The sequence below is a fragment of the Myxococcus sp. CA023 genome (assembly GCF_010998615.1).
Lineage (GTDB): Bacteria > Myxococcota > Myxococcia > Myxococcales > Myxococcaceae > Myxococcus.
This window is the reverse complement of sequence record NZ_JAAEAH010000043.1, coordinates 1-19776: the sequence shown is the minus strand read 5'-3', so window position 1 is coordinate 19776 and position 19776 is coordinate 1. Positions and strand designations below refer to the sequence as shown.

15 protein-coding genes are annotated in these 19776 nt (G+C 68.4%); 3 read left to right on the top strand and 12 right to left on the bottom strand.

Annotated features, from left to right (window positions below; all coding sequences use genetic code 11):
• Nucleotides 1–3: 3 nt before the first annotated feature.
• Nucleotides 4–558 carry a peroxiredoxin gene (locus F8M74_RS19705; protein ID WP_141258553.1) on the bottom strand — a complete coding sequence of 185 codons (555 nt, stop codon included), beginning with the start codon at nt 556–558 and terminating at the stop codon, nt 4–6.
• Nucleotides 559–1120: 562 nt separating this feature from the next.
• Between F8M74_RS19705 and F8M74_RS19700 the strand changes: the two genes are divergently transcribed.
• Complete coding sequence (locus F8M74_RS19700) at nt 1121–2716, top strand: sigma 54-interacting transcriptional regulator (RefSeq protein ID WP_141258554.1); 1596 nt, start codon at nt 1121–1123, stop codon at nt 2714–2716.
• Between the two features lie 17 nt (nt 2717–2733).
• Here the strand turns inward: F8M74_RS19700 and F8M74_RS19695 are convergent, their stop codons facing one another.
• From F8M74_RS19695 to F8M74_RS19680, 4 genes are all read right to left on the bottom strand, one after another.
• On the bottom strand, nt 2734–4098 hold the full coding sequence (locus F8M74_RS19695; protein WP_141607837.1) for a hypothetical protein: 1365 nt from the start codon (nt 4096–4098) through the stop codon (nt 2734–2736).
• 54 nt (nt 4099–4152) lie between these two features.
• Nucleotides 4153–5046, bottom strand: a complete 894-nt coding sequence (locus F8M74_RS19690; RefSeq protein ID WP_141258329.1) for a biotin-dependent carboxyltransferase family protein — start codon at nt 5044–5046, stop codon at nt 4153–4155.
• The gene (locus F8M74_RS19685) at nt 5043–6332 is read right to left on the bottom strand and encodes a LamB/YcsF family protein (protein ID WP_171410583.1); all 1290 of its coding nucleotides are present in this window, start codon (nt 6330–6332) and stop codon (nt 5043–5045) included. Before F8M74_RS19685 ends, F8M74_RS19690 begins: the two co-directional genes overlap by 4 nt.
• Nucleotides 6333–6584: 252 nt before the next feature.
• Nucleotides 6585–8126: a cytochrome c gene (locus F8M74_RS19680; RefSeq protein WP_141258333.1), complete on the bottom strand. Its 1542-nt coding sequence runs from the start codon at nt 8124–8126 to the stop codon at nt 6585–6587.
• Nucleotides 8127–8265: 139 nt separating this feature from the next.
• On the opposite strand from F8M74_RS19680, the gene F8M74_RS19675 reads away from it, so the two are divergent.
• Nucleotides 8266–9402: an aminotransferase class V-fold PLP-dependent enzyme gene (locus F8M74_RS19675; RefSeq protein WP_141258335.1), complete on the top strand. Its 1137-nt coding sequence runs from the start codon at nt 8266–8268 to the stop codon at nt 9400–9402.
• 12 nt (nt 9403–9414) lie between these two features.
• On the opposite strand, the gene cysK is transcribed toward F8M74_RS19675, so the two are convergent.
• The gene (gene cysK / locus F8M74_RS19670; protein ID WP_141258337.1) at nt 9415–10335 is read right to left on the bottom strand and encodes a cysteine synthase A; all 921 of its coding nucleotides are present in this window, start codon (nt 10333–10335) and stop codon (nt 9415–9417) included.
• A 21-nt stretch (nt 10336–10356) separates the two neighbouring features.
• Complete coding sequence (gene epsC / locus F8M74_RS19665; RefSeq protein ID WP_011551683.1) at nt 10357–11202, bottom strand: serine O-acetyltransferase EpsC; 846 nt, start codon at nt 11200–11202, stop codon at nt 10357–10359.
• A 209-nt stretch (nt 11203–11411) separates the two neighbouring features.
• Here epsC and F8M74_RS19660 point away from each other — a divergent pair, with 209 nt between their 5' ends.
• Nucleotides 11412–13061, top strand: a complete 1650-nt coding sequence (locus F8M74_RS19660; RefSeq protein ID WP_141258339.1) for an AMP-binding protein — start codon at nt 11412–11414, stop codon at nt 13059–13061.
• On the opposite strand, the gene F8M74_RS19655 is transcribed toward F8M74_RS19660, so the two are convergent.
• From F8M74_RS19655 to F8M74_RS19635, 5 genes are all read right to left on the bottom strand, one after another.
• Nucleotides 13048–13563: a TfoX/Sxy family protein gene (locus F8M74_RS19655; protein ID WP_141258341.1), complete on the bottom strand. Its 516-nt coding sequence runs from the start codon at nt 13561–13563 to the stop codon at nt 13048–13050. The genes F8M74_RS19660 and F8M74_RS19655 overlap by 14 nt on opposite strands.
• Nucleotides 13564–13635: 72 nt before the next feature.
• Nucleotides 13636–16659, bottom strand: a complete 3024-nt coding sequence (locus F8M74_RS19650; protein WP_141258343.1) for a collagen binding domain-containing protein — start codon at nt 16657–16659, stop codon at nt 13636–13638.
• A gap of 9 nt (nt 16660–16668) precedes the next feature.
• A complete protein-coding gene (locus F8M74_RS19645) occupies nt 16669–17040 on the bottom strand; it encodes a hypothetical protein (RefSeq protein ID WP_141341900.1) in 372 nt (123 codons plus the stop codon).
• Between the two features lie 254 nt (nt 17041–17294).
• Nucleotides 17295–18479 carry a serine/threonine-protein kinase gene (locus F8M74_RS19640; protein WP_141258346.1) on the bottom strand — a complete coding sequence of 395 codons (1185 nt, stop codon included), beginning with the start codon at nt 18477–18479 and terminating at the stop codon, nt 17295–17297.
• Between the two features lie 28 nt (nt 18480–18507).
• Nucleotides 18508–19665: a hypothetical protein gene (locus F8M74_RS19635; RefSeq protein ID WP_141258348.1), complete on the bottom strand. Its 1158-nt coding sequence runs from the start codon at nt 19663–19665 to the stop codon at nt 18508–18510.
• Nucleotides 19666–19776 lie beyond the last annotated feature (111 nt).

Here is a 19776-nt window from a genome sequence, read left to right as displayed (position 1 = left end):
GGATTACCCCGCCTTCGACAGCTTCTGGGTCAGGGTCTCCTCACCCTTGGTCCAGTTGCAGGGGCACAGCTCGTCCGTCTGGAGCGCGTCCAGCGTGCGAACCGTCTCGGAGACGTTGCGGCCCACGGACAGGTCGTTGACCGTCACGTGGCGGATGATGCCCTCGGGGTCCGCGATGAACGTCGCGCGGAGGGCCACGCCCTCTTCCTTGTGGAGGATGCCCAGCGCGTTGCACAGCTCGTGCTTGATGTCCGCCAGCATCGGGAAGGGCAGGTTCTTCAGGTCCGGGTGGTGCGTGCGCCACGCGTGGTGCACGAACTCGCTGTCGGTGCTCAGGCCGAGGACCTGCGCGTCACGGTCAGCGAAGTCCTTGTTCTTCTTGCCGAACTCCGCGATCTCCGTCGGGCAGATGAAAGTGAAGTCCTTCGGCCACGCGAACAGGATCAGCCACTTGCCCTTGAAGGTCTCGTTCGTGATGTCCTGGAACTCCTTGCCCTTCTCCAGGGACACGGTGGCCTTCACCTTGAAGTTCGGGATCTTGTCGCCAACGGTCAGCATTACGGCTCCTTGGGATGGGGGGCCCGGCGGTGAGCCGACCCCAGTGAACGTGTTCTGTCCTACCGCTTAGCAGTCACCGTGCCAGAACCTCGAATCAATGATTCCAGGGGTTTGGATTTCACCCCCACTGGGTCGGTGCCACTGGGCCGGTGTCTAACGAAATCTCGGTGCGTTTCGCCACTGCAATTTCGGTGGATCGACGAACCGGGGGAGACTGGCCGCTCGTGGTCCTCACGAGCGGGCGGAAAATACGAGAAGTGCCGCGTGGTTGCACCCACTCCGGACAGGCAATGGCTCGAATGTACGGCCGCGAACGCGTGCTCCGTTCACCTACAAGGGGCGATAGTCCTCGTCGCGACGCATCAGGGCCGGGCCATGGGCTCACCTCGACAGCCAATCGCCCGCGTTCGCGCGGGCCCTCCCCGAATGTTCAAAAGAATCTCTTTGTGTTCCGGGGGTTGCGACGGATCTTCCGGCTTGGAGCGGCTGTCTGGACGGTAGGTCACGAAATCTCGGTGCCTGCCTCACTGCAATTTCGGTGGAACCCTATTATTTCGTAGGTATGCAGGACGACTTTTCAGGCGCCATCGACGGTGCGAAGGACGCTCGGGACCTCCTCGAGCTGGCAACGGCGGAGGATTCCGTCGGGGATTTGCTGCGCCGTGGGCTCGACTGGCTGACGCGGGTGGTGCGCTTCGACCTGGCGACGGTGTTCCTCCTGAAAGAGGGCCGGCTGGTGTCGGTGGCCGCGCGAGGGCCGTTGGCCAACGCGAAGGTGCGGCAGCACTCGTTGCAGCTGTCGGAGTTCCCCTCGCTGCGGCAGGCCCTGGAGACGCGGCGGGCGAAGGCCTTCACGGAAGAGGACCATGCCCACGGGGATGGAGACCCTTTCGACGGCGTGCTGGATTTGCCGCCGGGGCATTCGTGCATGGTGGTGCCGCTGTGCGCGGGTGAGCGCTGCTACGGCGTGCTCTCCTTGGACCGCGCCGAGTGTGAGACGTACCCCCAGCCGGTGGTGGACCTGGTGGAGGTGTACGGGCAGATGCTGGCCACGGCCATCCAGGCTGCCGAGCAGCGCGCCACCTTCGAGCGTCTCCACCGTCAGGACCACGAGCACGCGAAGCTGCTGGAGGCGCAGCTCGGCGGAGACTCGGAGGGCATCCTCGAGACGTCGAAGAGCCCGGTGATGCGAGACCTGGCGCGGCGGGCGCGGCAGGTGGCGGAGACGGACACGCCGGTGCTGATTACCGGTGAGACGGGCACGGGCAAGGAGCGGCTGGCCCGCGCCATCCACCGTTGGAGCGCCCGCGCGGACCAGCCCTTCGTCACGCTCAACTGCGCTGCCATTCCGGCGGGCTTGCTGGAGAGCGAGCTGTTTGGCCACGTGAAGGGCGCCTTCACCGGCGCCACGAAGGACCGGGCCGGACGCTTCCAGATGGCGCATGGCGGCACGCTGCTGCTGGATGAAGTGGGCGAGCTGCCCTTCGACCTCCAGGCGAAGCTGCTGCGGGCGCTGCAGGAGAAGACATTCGAGCCGGTGGGCAGCGACAAGACGGTGCGCGCGGACGTGCGCATCCTGGCGGCCACGCACGTGGACCTTCAGCAAGCCATTGCCCAGAAGCGCTTCCGCGAGGACCTCTACTACCGGTTGAGCGTGTTCCCCCTGCGCCTGCCGCCGCTGCGCGAGCGCCGCGAGGACCTGCCGCAGCTGTGCGCCTTCCTCCTGGAGGAACAGGCGCGCCGGACGGGACGGCGGGGCATGCGGGTGACGCCAGCGGGCCTGGTGCGGTTGGAGGCCTACGAGTGGCCGGGCAACCTGCGCGAACTGGCCAATGCGCTGGAGCGGGCCACCATCCTCACGCGAGGGACGGAGCTGGGGCCGGAGTCCTTCGACGTTCCCACGCGCGGCGCGGCCGCGGTGGCGGCCCTGCCGGAGGAGCCGGCGCCCGCGGCGGGAGGGCCGAAGCTGGCCCCCGTGCTGACGCTGGCGGCCGTGCAGCGCGAGCACATCATGCGAGTGCTCACGCTCACGCGGGGCCGCGTCTACGGTGCCAATGGGGCCGCGGCGCTGCTGGGGCTCAAGCCGTCCACGCTCCAGAGCCGGATGAAGAAGCTGGGCATCGCCCGGCTGGAGCAGTTCGTCGTCGACGAGGCGTGAGCCTTGAAACCGCGCGCCTAGGAGACGCGCGGTGCCGAGGGCGCCACCGGGTAGGTGCCCCGCTGACCGAACGGCGGGTCGAACAGCGCCGGGTCCGACTGCCGCGAGCGGAAGAGGTCGACGATGTAGTTCATCCGCTGGTCCAGCTTGCTCCAGTCCTTCGCCCCGGAGCCCTTGAGGCTGTCCTGGCTCTTGTCGAGCTGGCCCAGCAGCGCGCGCAGCTCGGGGTTTTCGATGGAGCGCAGGTGCGACGGGAAGAGCGTCGACTCCATGCCCGGCGGCGGCGGCAAATCATTGCCCAGCTTCAGCGCGCCGCCCGGCACGGCCAGCTTCATCATGTGCTCGGTGGCGACGCGGCGGAACACGTGCGCCACGCCATCCACCACGGGGTTCAGCGCCGCGTCCACCAGGCCCGTCTTCAAGGCCGCTTTGCCCGCGAGGTTGGCGGGGAAGGGGAGCGCATTGATTTGCGCCTCGACGGTCTGCTTGAGGATGTCGCGGAAGGTGTCCTTCACCGGCGAGTTGAGCCCCTTCTCGACGTAGGGCTGGAGCTGCGTCTGCTCGTGCAGGCCCACCTTGTCGTTGGCCAGGAGCATCAGCTCGGCCTTCTTGTTCGAGTCCTTCTCAAACATGGCCTGGGCGTAGTGGCCGAAGGCCTCCTTCAGCAGCGGCTTGTCCGCGGGGAAGCCGCTCAGGTACTTTTCCACCTTGGCGGCGTCATACTGGGTGTCGCCCTGGAAGGTCTCCACGAAGCGGGCGAACTCCTGGCCCACCTCCTCGAACACCAGCTTGTTGCCGTCGGCGATGGCCTTGCTGACGTTCTGGAGCGCCTGATTGCCCGCCGCGGCGATGTCACCCAGCGGCAGCGAGGGGAGGCCCAGCTTGCGCAGCAGGTCGTCCACCTTGGACATCGGCCCCATGACGCCGTCGGCGCCCTTGAGCGCGTCCGTGAAGAACTTGGGCATGTCCTCGCCACGGATGCTCACGCCGGCTTGCTTCGAGGCCCAGGTCGCGAAGGTGGACCAGTTGGCGTTCTCCGTGCCCAGCAACTGCCCCATGGCGTTGGACAGGTCCGAATAGCCCTGGGTAATCGCATGGTTGCGCGCCACCGGGTCCTGCATGGCGGCGATGTTCCGCACATCCGCGGCGGTGGGATAGCTGCCCGGCGCGACGCTCGGGCCGCGCGCCAGGGCCGCGGGGGCGTTCAGCGCCACGGGCTGTTGCCGGGCGGGCGGGGACTCGAACTGGGACACCCCGGACATGCCGGGCCGGGTCACCTGGGCCTTGGCCTGGGGTTTGACCTCGTTGCGAGCGGGGCGGGGCGGCTCGCGGAGCTCGGTGGGACGGGCGGGGACGCGGGAACCGATTTTTGGGGGACTCATCTTCTCCAGTATCGGTTGAAACCGGAAAAAGTTGCGTCCCCTGGATGCTGGAACTCAGGGGGGCGGGGTCGGCCTTCCGCTGATACCGAAGTGCTCCGCGTGTTGTCGCCACGCCTCCCGTGCCTCTTCGAGGCTCACTTCCTGGAACCGGACAGCGGCTCCTGGACGGCGGGCGCACAGCCGGCCCCAGTCGGTGCGAATGACTGTCGCGATGAGTGGATAGCCACCGGTCGTCGGATGGTCGGGGCCCAGCACGATGGGCGTTCCTGAAAGCGTCACCTGGATGGCCCCACGAACCATGGGGCGCGACGTGCCCGTACCTTCGTCGCCATGGGTGAGCGATGGCCCTTGGAGCCGCATCCCCACGCGGTCGGTTGCCGCGGACACGGTGAAGGCGCCTGACAGCAGGGTGGCCACGGTTGCTGGTGCGAAGCGGCGGTTGTCAGGTCCGAGCGTCACGCGGATAGGCGCCGCTGCATCCAGTGACGCACCGGGCGCTCGCGCCTCGGCGCGCTTGTTCGCGTCACCCAGGGGCAGGCTGTCTCCCGAACGCAGCAGGCGGCCTTCGTGTCCGCCCAGGCGCGCGACCAGCAGTGTGCCGCGTCCTCCCAGCACTTCCGGCACGGCGAGCCCGCCGTCCACCGCGACATAGCGCACGCTCGTCGACTCGGGCGCGGGGACGGTGAGGCGCTCTCCATCCGCCAGCGTGAAGGCGTGTCCGTCCATGGACACGCGAACGCTTCGGCCTCGGGCGCGCAGCTCCAACCGGCCGAAGGCTTCCAGCGCCGCCGTTCCACTCGCGTTGCCCACGGCGAGATTGGCCAGGGCGAGCAGCTCCGGGACCAGCGGTCCTCCCGGAGGCACGCCGTGGTGCATCTTTCCCGGCCGTCCCGCGTCCTGCACCGTGACGGGCGCACCCACGCCCGTGATGTCCAGCCAGCCCGTCATCGGTCCACCCGCTCGAAGCGCACCCGGTCCCCGAGTTGAAGCACCGAGCCCTCCTCGGGTGTGAAGGCGGTGAAGTCCAGCGCGGTGCCGATGAGGTTCCAGCCGCCAGGTGATGCGAAGGGATATACCCCCGTGCGCCCACCCGCGATTCCCACCGCGAGGGCAGGCACTCTCGTGCGGGGCGTGGCCAGCCTGGGGACCGCGATGCTCGGGTCGACTTCGCCCAGATAGGCAAACCCGGGGAGGAATCCCACGCAGCGTACCGTGTACTCGCGAGCCGTGTGGCGCCGCGCCACTTCGTCCTCGGTGAGGCCCGCGCGTTCCGCAACCGCGCCCAGGTCCTGCCCGTCGTAGCGCACGGAGATGGTCGTGAGGGGCCGGCCGGCCACTGGGGCTGGGACGCGAAGCAACCGCGCCAGCGCGAGCCGAGGCTCCTCGGGTGGTGCATCCGGGGCGAAGTACACGCAGGCGTGCTCCTCGGTGATGACGGCGTCGAGGACGCCGGGCATGGCACAGAGGGCCTCGCGCGTGGCGCGTCGCTCCAGTCCCTCGGGAAGGACCAGTCGCAGGGCGCCTTCACCCAGAGGCTCGGCGCGAAGCGCGAGCGCGTCCAAGGTGGCGCGGACCTCGCGCGCCAGCTCCACCGCGCCGGGCGTGTCGCCGTGAACGCAGACGGTGTCCACGCTGCCGCTGGTGGCCAGGCGCACGGTGTTGGCCCGCGCCTGGGCGTGGTCGGTCAGCACCGCGCCGGGCTGGCCTCGGGGAATCAGCGAGCCGTCTGGCCGGGTGCCTCGGTCCGCGAAGCCTTCGCGGGCGTAGGCCAGTCCCGCCGCCAGGGCCGCGTTGTGCAGCGCGCCCGTCCCGGGGCCAATGAAGGTGACGGCGGCCCCCAGCGCTTCCACGATGCCCGCCACCACCGCGCGGGCCAGGGCCGGTGTTGCATTGGCGGCGTGGTACAGGGCGCCGTGGGGCTTGGCGTACGTCACGGGCAGATGACGGTCAGCCGCCAGCTTCGCGAGCCGGCCGCACTGCGTGGCCACTTGCGCCCGGAGGTGCTCCGGCGTGACGTCGAGCGCGCGGCGGCCGAAGCCCTCTCGGTCCTCGTAGGACGGGTGCGCGCCCACGCGCGTGCCGTGCCGCTCGCACCGCTCCAGCGCCCGGCGCATGGAGGCATCGTCCCCGGCATGCCCGCCGCAAGCGATGTTCGCCACATGGGCCAGCGCGTAGAGCTGTTCGTCTTCACCCGGAAGCTCGCCCAGGTCGACGTTGAGGAGGCACTCCGTCATGCGGCGCACCGTACGCGAGCGGCGGCGCGGGTGCAGCCGTCCCTGTAGCCGGAGACGCTGGCGTGCCAGCCGACGGTGCGGTGGGAAGTCCCACGCACCACCCCGGGGCTGGGGCCGGTTGGCACCGGGGTGGTACGCGCCCAGCGAGTGCCTCGACGAGGTGCCCGCTGAGAACTTCCAAACGGGATACGCCAGCAGGGGTTTTCCTCGGTCATTTCCGGGACGTTTTTTCCGCGTGCTTCGGGGCGCGGCTCAGCGCGTGGTGGAAGTCAGCGTGGCCGGGCCTCCCGCCTTCACCCAGCGCACCAGTGCACGCGCGGTCTTCTCGTCAATCAACTCCGCGTAGGTGGGCATGGGCGTGCCGGGGAGGAACTGCTCGGGGTTTCGCACCCACCGGACCAGCTCGGCCTCGCTGCGCGAAGCGACCTTGGCGAGCCGGTCGTGATACCGCGCGCCAGGAGCGTGGCAGCTCGCGCAGCCGAGCTTCACGAAGAGGGCGGGGGCGTCCACCTTGGGCGCAGCGGGGCGCGGCTTACGGGTGGGGGCGGGCTTGCTGGCCAGCGTCGAGGGACCGGGAGCACCGGTGTTGGCCGCATCGGGTTTCGCGGGCGGTTCCGATGCCGCACTCTTGTGGGGGGCGCCGGGCCCTGTGCGCGTGGCCGCGCCGGAATCGGTCGTCGGGGCTGAAGATGTCACGCCGGCATGGGCGTCTTCTTCCGGTGTGGCCTGAGGGATGGCTGGCGTTTGCGCGAGGGGCGCTGGCGGAGCCGAGGCTTCTTCCTCTGCTCCCTTCTCGGAGGTCTTGGCACCGGGAACATCTCCCTCGCTCTGCTCCTCCGCGACCCAGTCCGGGCGCACCGACGCCGAGGTGAGCCGCGGCCGCGCGCCCTTCACCGCGTTCTTCTTGAGCGGCACCGAGCGCAGATAGTCATAGAGCGCTCGCGCCTCCACCTCGTCCATGCCCCGGAAGCGAGGCATGGGCGAGCGCAGCACGGAGCCATCCGGTGCCAGTCCGTCACGCACCGCGCGGGTGAAGTCCTCCAACGTCCAATGCGCCAGCCCCGTCTCGTGGAACGTGATGTTGCTGGAATGAACGTTCCTTCCCTCCGGGTCGACGAACGCCATGCCACCCGCGAACACGTCATCGCCCTCTGTCTTCCGAGGGCTGAAGCCATCCGTGTGACACGAGGCGCAGTCATAGACGTCATGCGCCATGTAGTGGCCGTACTCCCGGGTCGCCGCCTTGGGCGGCACGGGGATGCCCGAGGCGGGCCGTTCCACCGGCTCATTCCCGGTGATGAAGCGGAAGCCGATACCGCCGAAGAAGCTGAACTTCGACGGGGGCGCGGGCACTGAATCCGGCGTGAAGAGCGGGTGCCCGGAGCGCATGAAGCCCAGCACCGCCGCCAGGTCCGCGTCGCCCATGCCGTAGCTGGGCATCACCATCAACCGCCCGTCGCGGCTCACGGCGTAGCGGATGGCTCGCGCCAGCGCTTCATCCGTCATGGCGCCGATGCCCGCCTCGGCATGCGACGTGAGATTCGCCGCGTAGAAGCGCCCCATGTACGAGGGCAGTTCGCGCAGCGGCGCGCCCGACGCCGTCTCCGCGTCGCCCCCGCGGTGACATGACTCGCAGCTTGCGTGGAAGATGGCGGCCCCTCGCTCCAGGGCGGCGGGGGACAGGTCCGCGCGGATGGGCGGGTAGGGCGCATGAACGGTTCCCGCGCAGCCCGCCAGCAGGGCGGCGCCCACGAACAACGTGTTCCTCATGGCGTCCAGGATGGTGCGGCGCATGGGTCCTCCGCGTCGAGCAAGACCCGACGCATATCGCATCCGCGAGAGGGACGGAAAAACCGCCCCGTCTGTCCAGGGCGGACACCCGGCCTTCACGAAGTACGGCGCGGCGCGGCGACGTGGCTACACTCCGGGCACCATGACGCGCTCGCTCGAGTCCTACCGAGACCTCTTCCCCGTGCTGAGGGAGCAGCTCTACCTCAACCACGCTGGTGTGGCCCCCACCAGCCTGCGCGCCGCCGAGGCCGTGCGCGGGTGGATGGAGGACATCGTCCACCACGGCATCAAGCACGAGCGCGGCTGGGAGGCCCACTGCGAGCGCGTGCGGGGCTTGGCCGCCCGCCTCATCAACGCCGAGCCCGGCGAGATTGCCTTCGTGCGCAACACCAGCCACGGCCTGGGCCTGGTGGCCGAGGGGCTGGACTGGAAGCCCGGCGACGAGGTCGTCGTCGCATCCTCGCTGGAGTACCCCTCCAACGTCTATCCCTGGCTGCACCTGAAGGACCGCGGCGTCACCGTGCGCGAAATCCAGACGCCCGAAGGGGGCGTTACGCCGGAAGCCGTGGCTGCCGCGCTCACCCCGAGCACCCGGCTGGTGGCGGTCTCCTCCGTGCAGTTCGCCACCGGCTACCGCACGGACCTGGACGCGGTGGGCGCCCTGTGCGAGCGGGCGGGCGTCCTGTTCTGCGTGGACGGCATCCAGAGCGTGGGCTGCATCCCCGTGGACGTGAAGAAGAGCCGCATCCACTTCCTCAGCGCGGACAGCCACAAGTGGATGCTGGGCATCGCCGGCATCGGCTTCCTCTACGTGGCCAAGGACGTCCTGCCCAAGCTGCGGCCCGTGCTGGTGGGCTGGCGCAGCACCACCGACGCCTGGAACTTCAACCGCAGCCACTTCGAGCTGCGCCCGGACGCGGGCAAGCTGGAGGAGGGCAGCGCCGCGTACACCGGCATCTACGCCCTGGGCGCCGCGCTGGAGCTGCTGCACGAGGTGGGGGTGGACGCCATCTCCGCGCGCATCCGCGAGCTGCTGGGCCAACTGGAGGCAGGGCTGCGTGGGCTGGGCTGCGACGTGGGGCCCGCGCCGGAGCACCGGGCGGGCATCCTCACGTTCCTGCCTCCGGAGGGCGAGGCCCGCGCGCTCGGCGAGTGGCTCGCCGGACGGGAGGTGGCCCTCTCGGTGCGCCGCGGGCGCGTCCGCCTCTCACCCCACTTCTACAACCTGCCCGAGGAGATGGAGCGGTTGGTGGAGCTGGTGCGGACGCACCGCGGCTGAGGGCCCTTTGGACTACTGGGCCGGGAAGAGCGGCTCGATGGAGAGGTAGCGCTCGCCCGTGTCGTAGTTGAAGACGAGCACGCGGCTGCCGTCGGTCATCTCGCCCAGCTTCTGATTCACGGCGGACAGCGCGGCGCCGGAGGAGATGCCTACGAAGATGCCCTCCTCACGCGCGGCGCGGCGGGTGAACTCGAAGGCGTCCTCCTCGGTCACCTGAATCGCGCCGTCCAGCGCGTCCTTGTGCAGGTTCTTCGGGATGAAGCCGGCGCCAATGCCCTGGATGGGGTGCGGGCCCGGCTGGCCGCCGCTGATGACGGGCGACTTGGTGGGCTCCACGGCGAAGACCTTCAGCTTCGGCCAGACCTTCTTCAGCTCCTCGGCGCACGCGGTGATGTGCCCGCCGGTGCCCACGCCGGTGATGAGGTAGTCCAGCCCGTCCGGGAAGTCCTTGAGGATTTCCTGCACCGTCGTGCGGCGGTGGACCTCGATGTTGGCCTCGTTCTCGAACTGCTGCGGCATCCACGAGTTGGGCACCTGCGACAGCAGTTCATTGGCGCGAGCGATGGCGCCCTTCATGCCCTGCGCGCGCGGGGTCAGCTCGAAGGTGGCGCCGTAGGCGGCCATCAGCCGGCGGCGCTCGACGCTCATGGACTCCGGCATGACGAGCACCAGCTTGTAGCCCTTCACCGCTGCCACCATGGCCAGGCCGATGCCGGTGTTGCCGCTGGTCGGCTCGATGATGACGCTGTCCTTCTTGAGCAGGCCGCGCTGCTCCGCGTCCTCAATCATGGACAACGCGATGCGGTCCTTGATGCTGCCGCCCGGGTTGGCGCGCTCGAGCTTCACATGGACCGTCACGCGGGACGGAAACAGCCGGTTGATGCGCACGTGCGGCGTGTTTCCGATGGTCTCCAGGATGTTGTTCACCTTCATGTGGGGGGCCTCGTCGGTGGGTCAGATGTGGAATTCGAGTGCGTCCAGCGAGCCATTCTCGCCGCGCTGACGCACTTCGCTGCGGCGGGTAACCACGGATTGAGAGGGGATGCTCTGCGTGAGCCAGGCGTTGCCGGCGATGATGCTGCCCCGGCCCACCACGGTTTCTCCGCCCAGGATGGTGGCGTTGGCGTACACCACCACGTCGTCCTCGATGGTGGGGTGACGCTTCTTGTCCGTCAGCCCCTTCTCCACGACGAGCGCGCCCAGGGTGACGCCCTGATAGATTTTGACGTTGTCACCAATGAGCGTCGTCTCACCGATGACGACGCCGGTGCCATGGTCGATGACGAAGCGCCGGCCAATGGTGGCACCCGGGTGGATGTCCACGCCGGTTCGCTGGTGCGCGTACTCCGTGAGCAAGCGAGGCAGCAGCGGGAAGCCCAGGGCGTGCAGCGCGTTGGCCACCCGGTAGATGGCGATGGCGGTGAAGCCCGGGTAGGTGAGGATGACCTCGTCCACGGTGCGTGCGGCCGGGTCCGCCTCGAAGATGGCGTCCGCGTCCTGTCGCAGCCAGTCATAGAGGCCGGGCAGCCGCTCCATGAAGCGCGCCGGCAAGTCCCGTTCAATGCCCGGGTACAGGGGCGCCAGCGTGTCCCGGATGCGGTGGAGGCTGGCCTCCACGGTGGTGACGTCGCGGTGGACGGCCGCGGCCGTACACTCCAGGCGCTCGGCGAAGTGGGGGAAGAGCAGGCCGAGCACCTGGCCTACGAATTCGGGGGCAGCGCGCCGTACGTCCGCAGGGAAGCAGTGACGCTGCCGGGCTTCCAGCAGGGCCGCGACCAGCCTGGCGTTGGAGTCGTCCATGAGTCCCGGTTTCTAACGCGGTGCGTGGGCTGGCTGCACGGCGTAATGGCTGATTTCAGGGCTGACTGTCGTTTCCCAGGAGGGGACTGGCCCCCCGGGGGCCCTCGCTGGCAGTGCATGCCGCCTTCCCCCATGCCCCCCTGCCACGCGTTGGACAGCGGTGGTTCGCGGCGCTTGCCGCGTGTCCGCCTGGGCGGGACGATGACGCCATGTCCCAAAACCCGGTCCCATCCTACGCCCATGGCACCAGCACCACCCCGCTGCTGGGGGAGACGATTGGCCAGAACCTGCGCCGCACCGTCGAGCGCCACGGCGACCGGGAGGCCCTGGTGGTGGCGTCCCAGGGGTTTCGGGCCACGTATCAACAGCTCTGGGCGCTCACCTCGCAGGTGGCCCGGGGGCTGATGGCCCTGGGCGTTCAGAAGGGGGACCGGGTGGGGCTCTGGTCACCCAACCGCTTCGAATGGGTGGCCGTCCAGTACGCCACGGCCCGTATCGGCGCCATCCTGGTCAACATCAACCCGGCCTACCGCACCTCGGAACTGGAGTACGCCCTCAACCAGTCCGGCACCAAGGTGCTGCTTCATGCACGGGGCTTCCGGCAGACGGACTACCGGGGCATGGTGAAGGAGGTCCAGCCGCGCTGTGCAGGCCTGGCGGCGGCGCTCGTCCTGGAGGACGACTGGCAGCGGCTGCTCGATGGCGCGGAGGATGTTTCAGAGGACGCGTTGGCCGCCCGCGAGGCGTCGCTCCAGTTCGATGACGCCATCAACATCCAATACACGTCGGGAACGACAGGCTTCCCGAAGGGCGCCACGCTGTCGCACCACAATGTCTTGAACAACGGCTTCTTCATCGGGGAGGCCCTGCGCTACGGCCCCGAGGACCGGGTGTGCATCCCGGTGCCATTCTATCACTGCTTCGGCATGGTGATTGGCAACCTGGCCTGTACCAGCCACGGCGCCACCATGGTGATTCCCGCCGAGGCGTTCGACCCGCTGACGGTGCTCCAGACGGTGCAGGCCGAGCGCTGCACGTCGCTGTACGGCGTGCCCACGATGTTCATCGCGGAGCTGGACCATCCGCGCTTCGGTGAGTTCGATTTGTCGACGCTGCGCACCGGTGTCATGGCGGGCTCGCCGTGCCCGGTGGAGGTGATGAAGCAGGTGCAGTCGCGCATGCACATGCGCGAGGTGACCATCTGCTACGGCATGACGGAGACGTCGCCGGTGTCCACGCAGAGCGCGCTGGACGAGCCGCTGGACAAGCGCGTGTCCACCGTGGGGCGCGTGCATCCGCACCTGGAGGTCAAGGTCATCGACGCGGGCTCGGGCGAGGTGGTTCCTCGCGGCTCGCCGGGCGAGCTGTGCACGCGTGGGTACAGCGTCATGCTGGGGTACTGGGCCAACCCCGAGGCCACCGCAGCGGCCGTGGACGCCGCCGGGTGGATGCACACGGGCGACCTCGCGGTGATGGACGACGAGGGCTACGTGAAGGTGGTGGGCCGCATCAAGGACACCATCATCCGGGGCGGTGAGAACATCTCCCCGCGCGAGGTGGAGGAGTTCCTCCACACGCACCCGGGCGTCAGCGAGACGCAGGTCATTGGTGTGCCGAGCAAGAGGTACGGCGAGGAGGTCATGGCCTGGGTGCGCATGAGGCCCGGGGCGACGCTCACCGCCGAGGAGCTGACCCGGTTCTGCACGGGCCGCATCGCGTCCTTCAAGATTCCCCGCTACTGGAAGTTCGTGGAAGCGTTCCCGATGACGGTGACGGGGAAGGTGCAGAAGTTCAAGATGCGCGAGGCGTCCGTCGTCGAGCTGGGGCTGGAGGACGCCGCGGCCATCAAGACGGCTTGACGCGCGAGGTGCGCTTCTTCGCGGCGGGCTTCTTGGCCGCCGTGGTGGCCTGGGGCTTCCTCGGTGCTTTTTGGGCGGTCCGCTGCTTCGGTGCCGCGTCCTTTGCCTTTGCCTTTGCCTTTGCCTTCGCGTTCTTCGCGGGCGCCTTTCGCGGCGTCTTCTTCGCCTTCTTCAGCGCGGCCCGGTTCGCCGCGTCCACGGCCTTCCGGGCCCAGGGCAGGAGCGCGTAGGCGTCATCCGCCGCGTCCGCGGGCGGAGTCCAGTAGCCCAGCTCCACCGGGGTGCTCATGCCTTCGTAGACGAACGGCCGGCATCCGGCGGCCTGGAAGTCCGGCCTGGTGACGTCATCCACCTTCAGGAACAACTGACCGCCGCCGATGAGCCCGAACATCCGCCCGCCGAGGTAGAGCCCCCAGCCGCCGAACATCGACCGGGATTGCACGGCCCCGAGCTTCTCCAGCAGCTCCACTGTGTACTCAACGAAGCTGTCCGTCCGGGCCATGATGCGTCTCCGTGTCTCGCTTGGTGGGGCACGCCCTCGGCGGCGCGTGCCTGGCTCCCCCAGCGCCTCGTCTTAATACGTCTCGGCCTCGGCCAGGTCTGCCGCCTTGTAGAGGTCGACCCATGCGTAATCCGGGGCACCCGTCGGGCCTGCGCGGTTGACCTGGAGCTGGTGCTTGGGGATGAGGAGCGCGTACTGGGGGTCGAGGTCGTTCACGGTCTTGTCTTGCGGCGGACTCTGCGAGCTGTCCTTGAAGGTGATGGTCTCCTTGTTCGGCTGCGGCACGAGGTGGGAGACAGGGGTGAGGAGGCGAGTCGCCTTGGTGCTCGGGAGCTGGTCGTCCGTGCTCGGGTTGGCGTCATCGATGGTGCACGCGTCGCTCCCCGCCGGCCCATCCACGTTGAAGACGAGTGTGCCCTTCATCCCGCAGAGAGACTTGGGCTTGATATGGGCGCCCCACGAGGGGATGAGCTGGACTTGCACCTTGGCCGCCCCGGCGGGTGGCGCATTGAAATACTTGGACATGCGCCCGTCGAGGTGGTCGAGGCAGACCTCCAGACCGAAGGTGATTCCATCCATCGTGAAGATCGAGCCCCCGCCGAGCCCGGTCGAGGTGACCTCGCCCGAAACGGGGTTCTTCTTGCGACCGAGGGTCTCGTCCGCGCCCTCGGTGGGGAGGGCGATCACGTCCTTGTCACCGAGGTAGACGTTCCGCTGCCCGGGCGTGGCCCACATGTTGTCTTTGTTCCGGAGGAAATCGATGTGCGAGATCTTCTCCTTGTACACGAGGCTCTCGCGCAGCCCGGCCACCGCGTCCGGGCCGCCCCGCTGGACGAGCGCGTAATTGAGGATCTCGGCGGCGAGGGGCCCGTGGAGCACGAAAGGGTCGTCCTTGTCGACGCTCACCGCGGCGGGGAGCGTGATTTGATAGACGTCCGCGTCGACCTTGGTGACGGCCAGGACGACCTTCTCGCTCGACGTCTTGCCGCTGAGCTTCACCCGCCACTGGGCGACGAGTGGGAGTTGTGCGTTCTCGGCGGGGATCTCCTCGCAGGCGCCTGCTTTGTCCTTGCCGCCGTGGGTCACCTTGATCACGGTCGAGTTCGTCGCCGCCTCAGCCACCTTCAGCGCGTGCTGGGTGTGCTCCGAGGGGGCCTGGGGAATCTGGCCGATCGCCGTTCCGTACACGAAGAGCCAATCCTTGTATTTCGCGTCCTGGGTCTCCTCGCGCATCGTGGCCATGATCAGGTGAAGATCGTCCACCGGATAGGCGCCGTCCGCTCCGCGGAAGTAGAACTCGGGCGCCATGAAGATCTTCAGCTCTTCGGGCTTGTTATCCGTCTCCGCGGCGTGGGCCGTCTTGATGGCCGCCTTCATCAGGAGGCACCGCGCGAGGAGGTCCTCCTGGTTGTTCGGCAGGCCCATGTACTGTTGGTCGAAGGGCAGGGTCAGCTTGCAGCCGTGGTAACAGGGGCTCGGGCCGTTGATGGCATCGGTGTAGTTGTGCCCACTCTTCCAGCAGGTGTGTTGATAGAGGTCGTTGATGACGTGGAGGGAGGGACCGCACCCGCCGGTCGCCCAGGCACCGCATGTGGTGCACCAGGGGAACGGGCCAGCGGTGACGTTCGACACCACCGCGCACGTGGCGCAGTCCGTGGCCGCCGCGGGGAAGAAGGCTCTGCACTGAAAGCACTGTTTGTACAGGGCGTAGCCGCACGTACCGCAGTTCGTCGATGTCTTCGGGTTCTGCACGGAGCACTTGCGACAGCGGAGCCCCTCGGCATACCCCGGCATGACGTTGTACCCGATGAAGCGGGCCTTCTTGTAACGCGAGACGGTGAACCGCACCTCGGCGGTCTTCCCTGCCTCGACCTTGAGCGTGACCTTGCCCTTGCTGTTCGGGCCGAGCCGCCACGTCTCTGTCGCCTCCTGGTTCTTCAGGACCTTGTCGTCGAGGTCCACGATTTCGATCTGATAGTCGCCCGGATCGAGGTCGCCGACCTCCTTCCAATCCTCCTTGACCTTGACCTTGCGATTCCCCTCCCGCTCCACCTCGACTTCGCGCTCGGCCGTGGTGGGCGCGCTGACCGGGTTGCCGAGGTCGCTCGTCTTGGCGACCTTGAGCTTGACGCGCTCCTTGAGCGATTGACCGTCATAGCGGTTGATGAGGATCCGGACCGCTCCCTTGGGGAGCGCGACCTCGACGATGAAGGTCTTGTCGTCGCCTTCGGCCAGGGTGAGCGTGTCCGTGCTCTTCAGCACGGGCATGTAGCCGGCGGCTGAGACGGCGATGGCGTAGTCGCCCGGCAGGAGGCCAGGTTGGTCCTTGGTGACCTCGGTGATGCCGCTCGGTCGAGACTTGTCGAGATCGCGCTCTTTGTTGTCTTTCTTCGCCGTGAGCTTGACTGTGATTCCCTCGATCTCCCTCTGGGTCGCCTGGTCGACCACCTTGATTCTGGGCGCCGCGAGCGGGATGAGCTCGCAGACGACGGCCTTGTCCTCGCCAGGGGCGAGCCTGAAGGCGAGCGGCGCTTCGGGCGGTGCATAGCGCTTCTTGTCCTCCTCCGAGAGGACGACCGTGAGCTCGTATTGACCGGCCGAGCGCTCCTCGAACGCGGCCTTGCCGTCGCCCGCGGTCTTCTTTTGAAGCGTGTCCTTGGCGCCCTCCTTGAATTCGAGGGTGACCTCGGCGTCGTTGAAGTGCTTCTTCGCGTCTCCCTTCTTGACGACCTGGGCGGTCACCTTCGCCTTGCGGGAGAGCACGAAGGCCACGTATCCGATGTCGCGGCCGGACACGGTGAAGTCATGGGTCTTGGGGGTCGGCGGATCGTACTTCTTGAGGAGGTCCTCGTTGAGCACCGGGCCGACGGTATAGGTGGCCTTGTCGAGCGCACTGAAAGTGGCGAAGCCGGTCCTGTCGGTCTTCTCCATTCGGCCGGAGGCCCTGACCGGAATGTTCTTGAGGGACGTCCACGCGTCGTCCACGACCTGGGCCCAGAGCTCGCCCCGCTCCACCACGCACTTCGTCTTGACGGAGGGGTGCTGCTCGGATTTGGGGCACTCCTGCTCGTAGCCGCAGATCGCACACTTCATCATGGGTCTTTGTCACGGCGGCGAGAGCCGCCGCCCTCCCGTCATGGCGTCGAAGCGCGCGCGAATCGCGCGCACCTTGACGTCGCCTGGCAACGCTTCGTCGGCCAGCATCTGCTCCGCCCAGGCGCGCTCGGGTGCGCGCTCGAAGCGCTCGCCGAACTCCACCATCAGCTCGATGAAGGTGACGGCGGTGCCGTCGCCGACGATCCCCAGGCGGGTCCTCGCCTCCAGGCCTGTCTTCACGAGCGCCCGGAGGCGCGCCTCCCCGAGCGCTCTGGCGTGCTTCGGGTACGTGTGGGCGATGTGTGCCTCCACCCGCTCCGCGAAGTGCCTTTCGACCTCTGTCTGGAAAGCAGCCATCTGTTCGCGACGGATAAGCAGCACCTCACTGTCCGTATCACCGCCTTGAACACTCCGTCAATGATGGCTCAATGCGATATCATCCCGACTCTGAAGGTGAACGTCGCTTCGAGGTGCGCTCCCTCGGCGAGGTTGACGAGGAGCGCGGTGCCATGGCCCGTCGATTTGATTGAGCGCCGCCTTCTGCAGGGGAGAAGGCGGGAGCACGCACGGAACTTGTGTCGCGCCGTGGGAGCCGTGGTGCCTGTCGGCGCTGGTGGGGCTGGCGGCGCTCGGCCTCAGCCCGGGCCCGGCGCTCGGTCGCGCGCGAGGGGCGGCGCCGGTGCTCGTGCCGTCACCGACGCATCTCCATTCAGCGCGTGGGGCCACAGCTTCGCCAACGCGGTGCGGAGCTCGGCCGCGGTCCGGTAGCGGTCGTCGGGGCGTTTCTCCAGCAGCCGCAGCACGACGCGCTCGAAGGGCTCCGGCAGCGCCGGCCGTAACGTGCGCGGCGGCACGGGGCGCTCCTGGACGTGCAGGAACATCAGCGGCACGGGCTCCGGGTGGCGGAACGGAAGCTGTCCGGTGAACAGCTCGTAGGCCACCACGCCGAGCGCGTACAGGTCCGTGGCGGGTGACACCGTGGGGTTGCCCGTCACCTGCTCGGGAGCCATGTACTCCGGCGTGCCGAGCACCGCGCCCTGGGCCGTCGTTCCCATGACGTGCGTGCTCTTGGCGAGTCCGAAGTCCATCAGCTTGAGCACGCCGGTGCGGGTGATGAAGAGGTTGGCGGGCTTCACGTCGCGGTGGAGCACGCCCCGGCCGTGCGCGTGTTCCAGCGCCACCGTCGCGTGGGTGAGCCAGCGCAGCGCCTCCGCCAGCGTGGCGCGCCGCTCCAGCAGCCGCTGACGCAAATCCACGCCGTCCAGCAACTCCACGGTGAGGAAGTGCCGCTCGCCGTCCACGCCCACATCGAAGACACGCAGGATGTTGACGTGCTCCAGCGCCCGGGCGTGCTCCACCTCCTGGCGGAAGCGCGCCACCATCGAGGCATCCGCGTGGGGCACCGCGAGGACCTTGAGGGCCACGCGCAGGTCCTGGTGGAGGTCGATGGCCTCGTACACGGTAGAGCTGCCCCCGGCGCCCAGCCAGCGCTCCACGCGGTACCGCTGGGCCACCGTCTGGCCGGGCACCAGGCCTCGCATGACGCTGGAGGCCGCGGGCACCACAATGCCCTGGAGCAGCGTGCCGTGCGGCGACATGGGTGTCACCGGGCGCAGTGTCTCCCCGAGTGACAGGGCCGGAGGTGGCGTCACCGGATGGAACGTCGCGTCGGGAGGGGTTTCCGCCCGAGGCGGGACAAGGGGGAGGCCGGCGCGGGGCGGCGGCTTCACGATGGCCGGCGGCGGGGTCACCCGCAACTGTGGCTCCGGCGCGGCGCCCCCCAGGTACGCCACGCCTTCTTCGTCGTCGGTCGAGTGCACCTCGGCCTCCCTCGTCTGCTTCGTCGCGTCAGGGGTCGAGCAGCGAAACGTGGGACGGTGCCCCCACGCCCTCGATGTCCAGGTGCGGCGTGGGCAGGTTGTACTCGGAAGCGGCGCTGGTGGCCTCGACGATGATGGGGCCGGCAATCTCCGGCGGCTCGCCGTGGCACAGCAGGTCCACCACGTGCTCCACCGTCCATTTGCCCAGCCGGCTCACCACCAGACGCGTGCCGTCGTACTGCGCCGTGTCCGACAGGTCCCGGCTCGCGGCCAGCTTGGCCTCCACGGAGTCGCCCAGGTAGCCGCGCGCCAGCGACACCACCCGGTCCAACACGGAGTTCCAGGCCTGCAGGTGCGTGCGGTCCTGCGCCTCGTCCATGATGTCCAGGCCCACCTGGAGCTTCTCCATGCGGTCCAGGAACTGCTGCACCAGCGGCCCGCGGATGATGCGGCCGTGCTGCGGCGCAATCATCTCCACGCCCGGCTCCAGCTTGCGGATGGCCGCCACCGTGCGTTGCAGCGCGGAGTTCACCGGCATGTAGATTTGATGGAAGGCGCGGATGCCCGCCCAGTCGGATTCGTCCGCCCAGATGCCCTTGGCGTTGGAGTCCGTGAGCCCGCCGAAGAGGTCTCCGGTGAAGAGCACGCGCGTCTGCGGGTCATAGAGCATGACGGCGCCGCGGAAGTGGCAGAAGGGCGAGGGAACCGGCAGCAACCGGTGGCCCGTGGGCACGCTGAGGCCCTGCGCGAACTTCTCCGTGGGGATGAAGCGGTGGCGCGGCAGGTTCTGGTGGACGATGAGCCGCCAGGTGTCCTCCGAGCACAGCAGCCCGGCCCGGGGCGCGTAGCGCGCGGAGATGATGCTCGCCGACGAGCCCACGTCCGGGTCCTGGTGGTTGATGAACATGGCCGACAGCCGCTCCATGCCACCAATGAGGGACGTCACCTTGGTGTGGATGGTGGAGAAGTCGCTGCTCGAGCCCGGGTCGATGAGGAGGTTGAACTCCGTGGGCCGCTGTGTCTTCTTGTCCGCGCCGCGGAAGCGCAGCAGGTAGGGGTTGGCGTAGAAGATGTTGCCGGGCTCGCGCTTGCCCACCCAGAACGTCTCGGGGGCAATCTCCACCGGCACGAGGCGGAGGTCAGAGCTCTGGCTCGGGCTCGGGACTGGGGCAACGGTGCTGCTCATGGGCGCGGCGTTCCTTCCCTTTCGGGTGTATGCCCCTCCCCATAGCAAGCGCTGCGCCGTGGCTTGCTCTCCCCTGGGGCACCTGTCCGTGGGCTGTCTCTTATACACAAC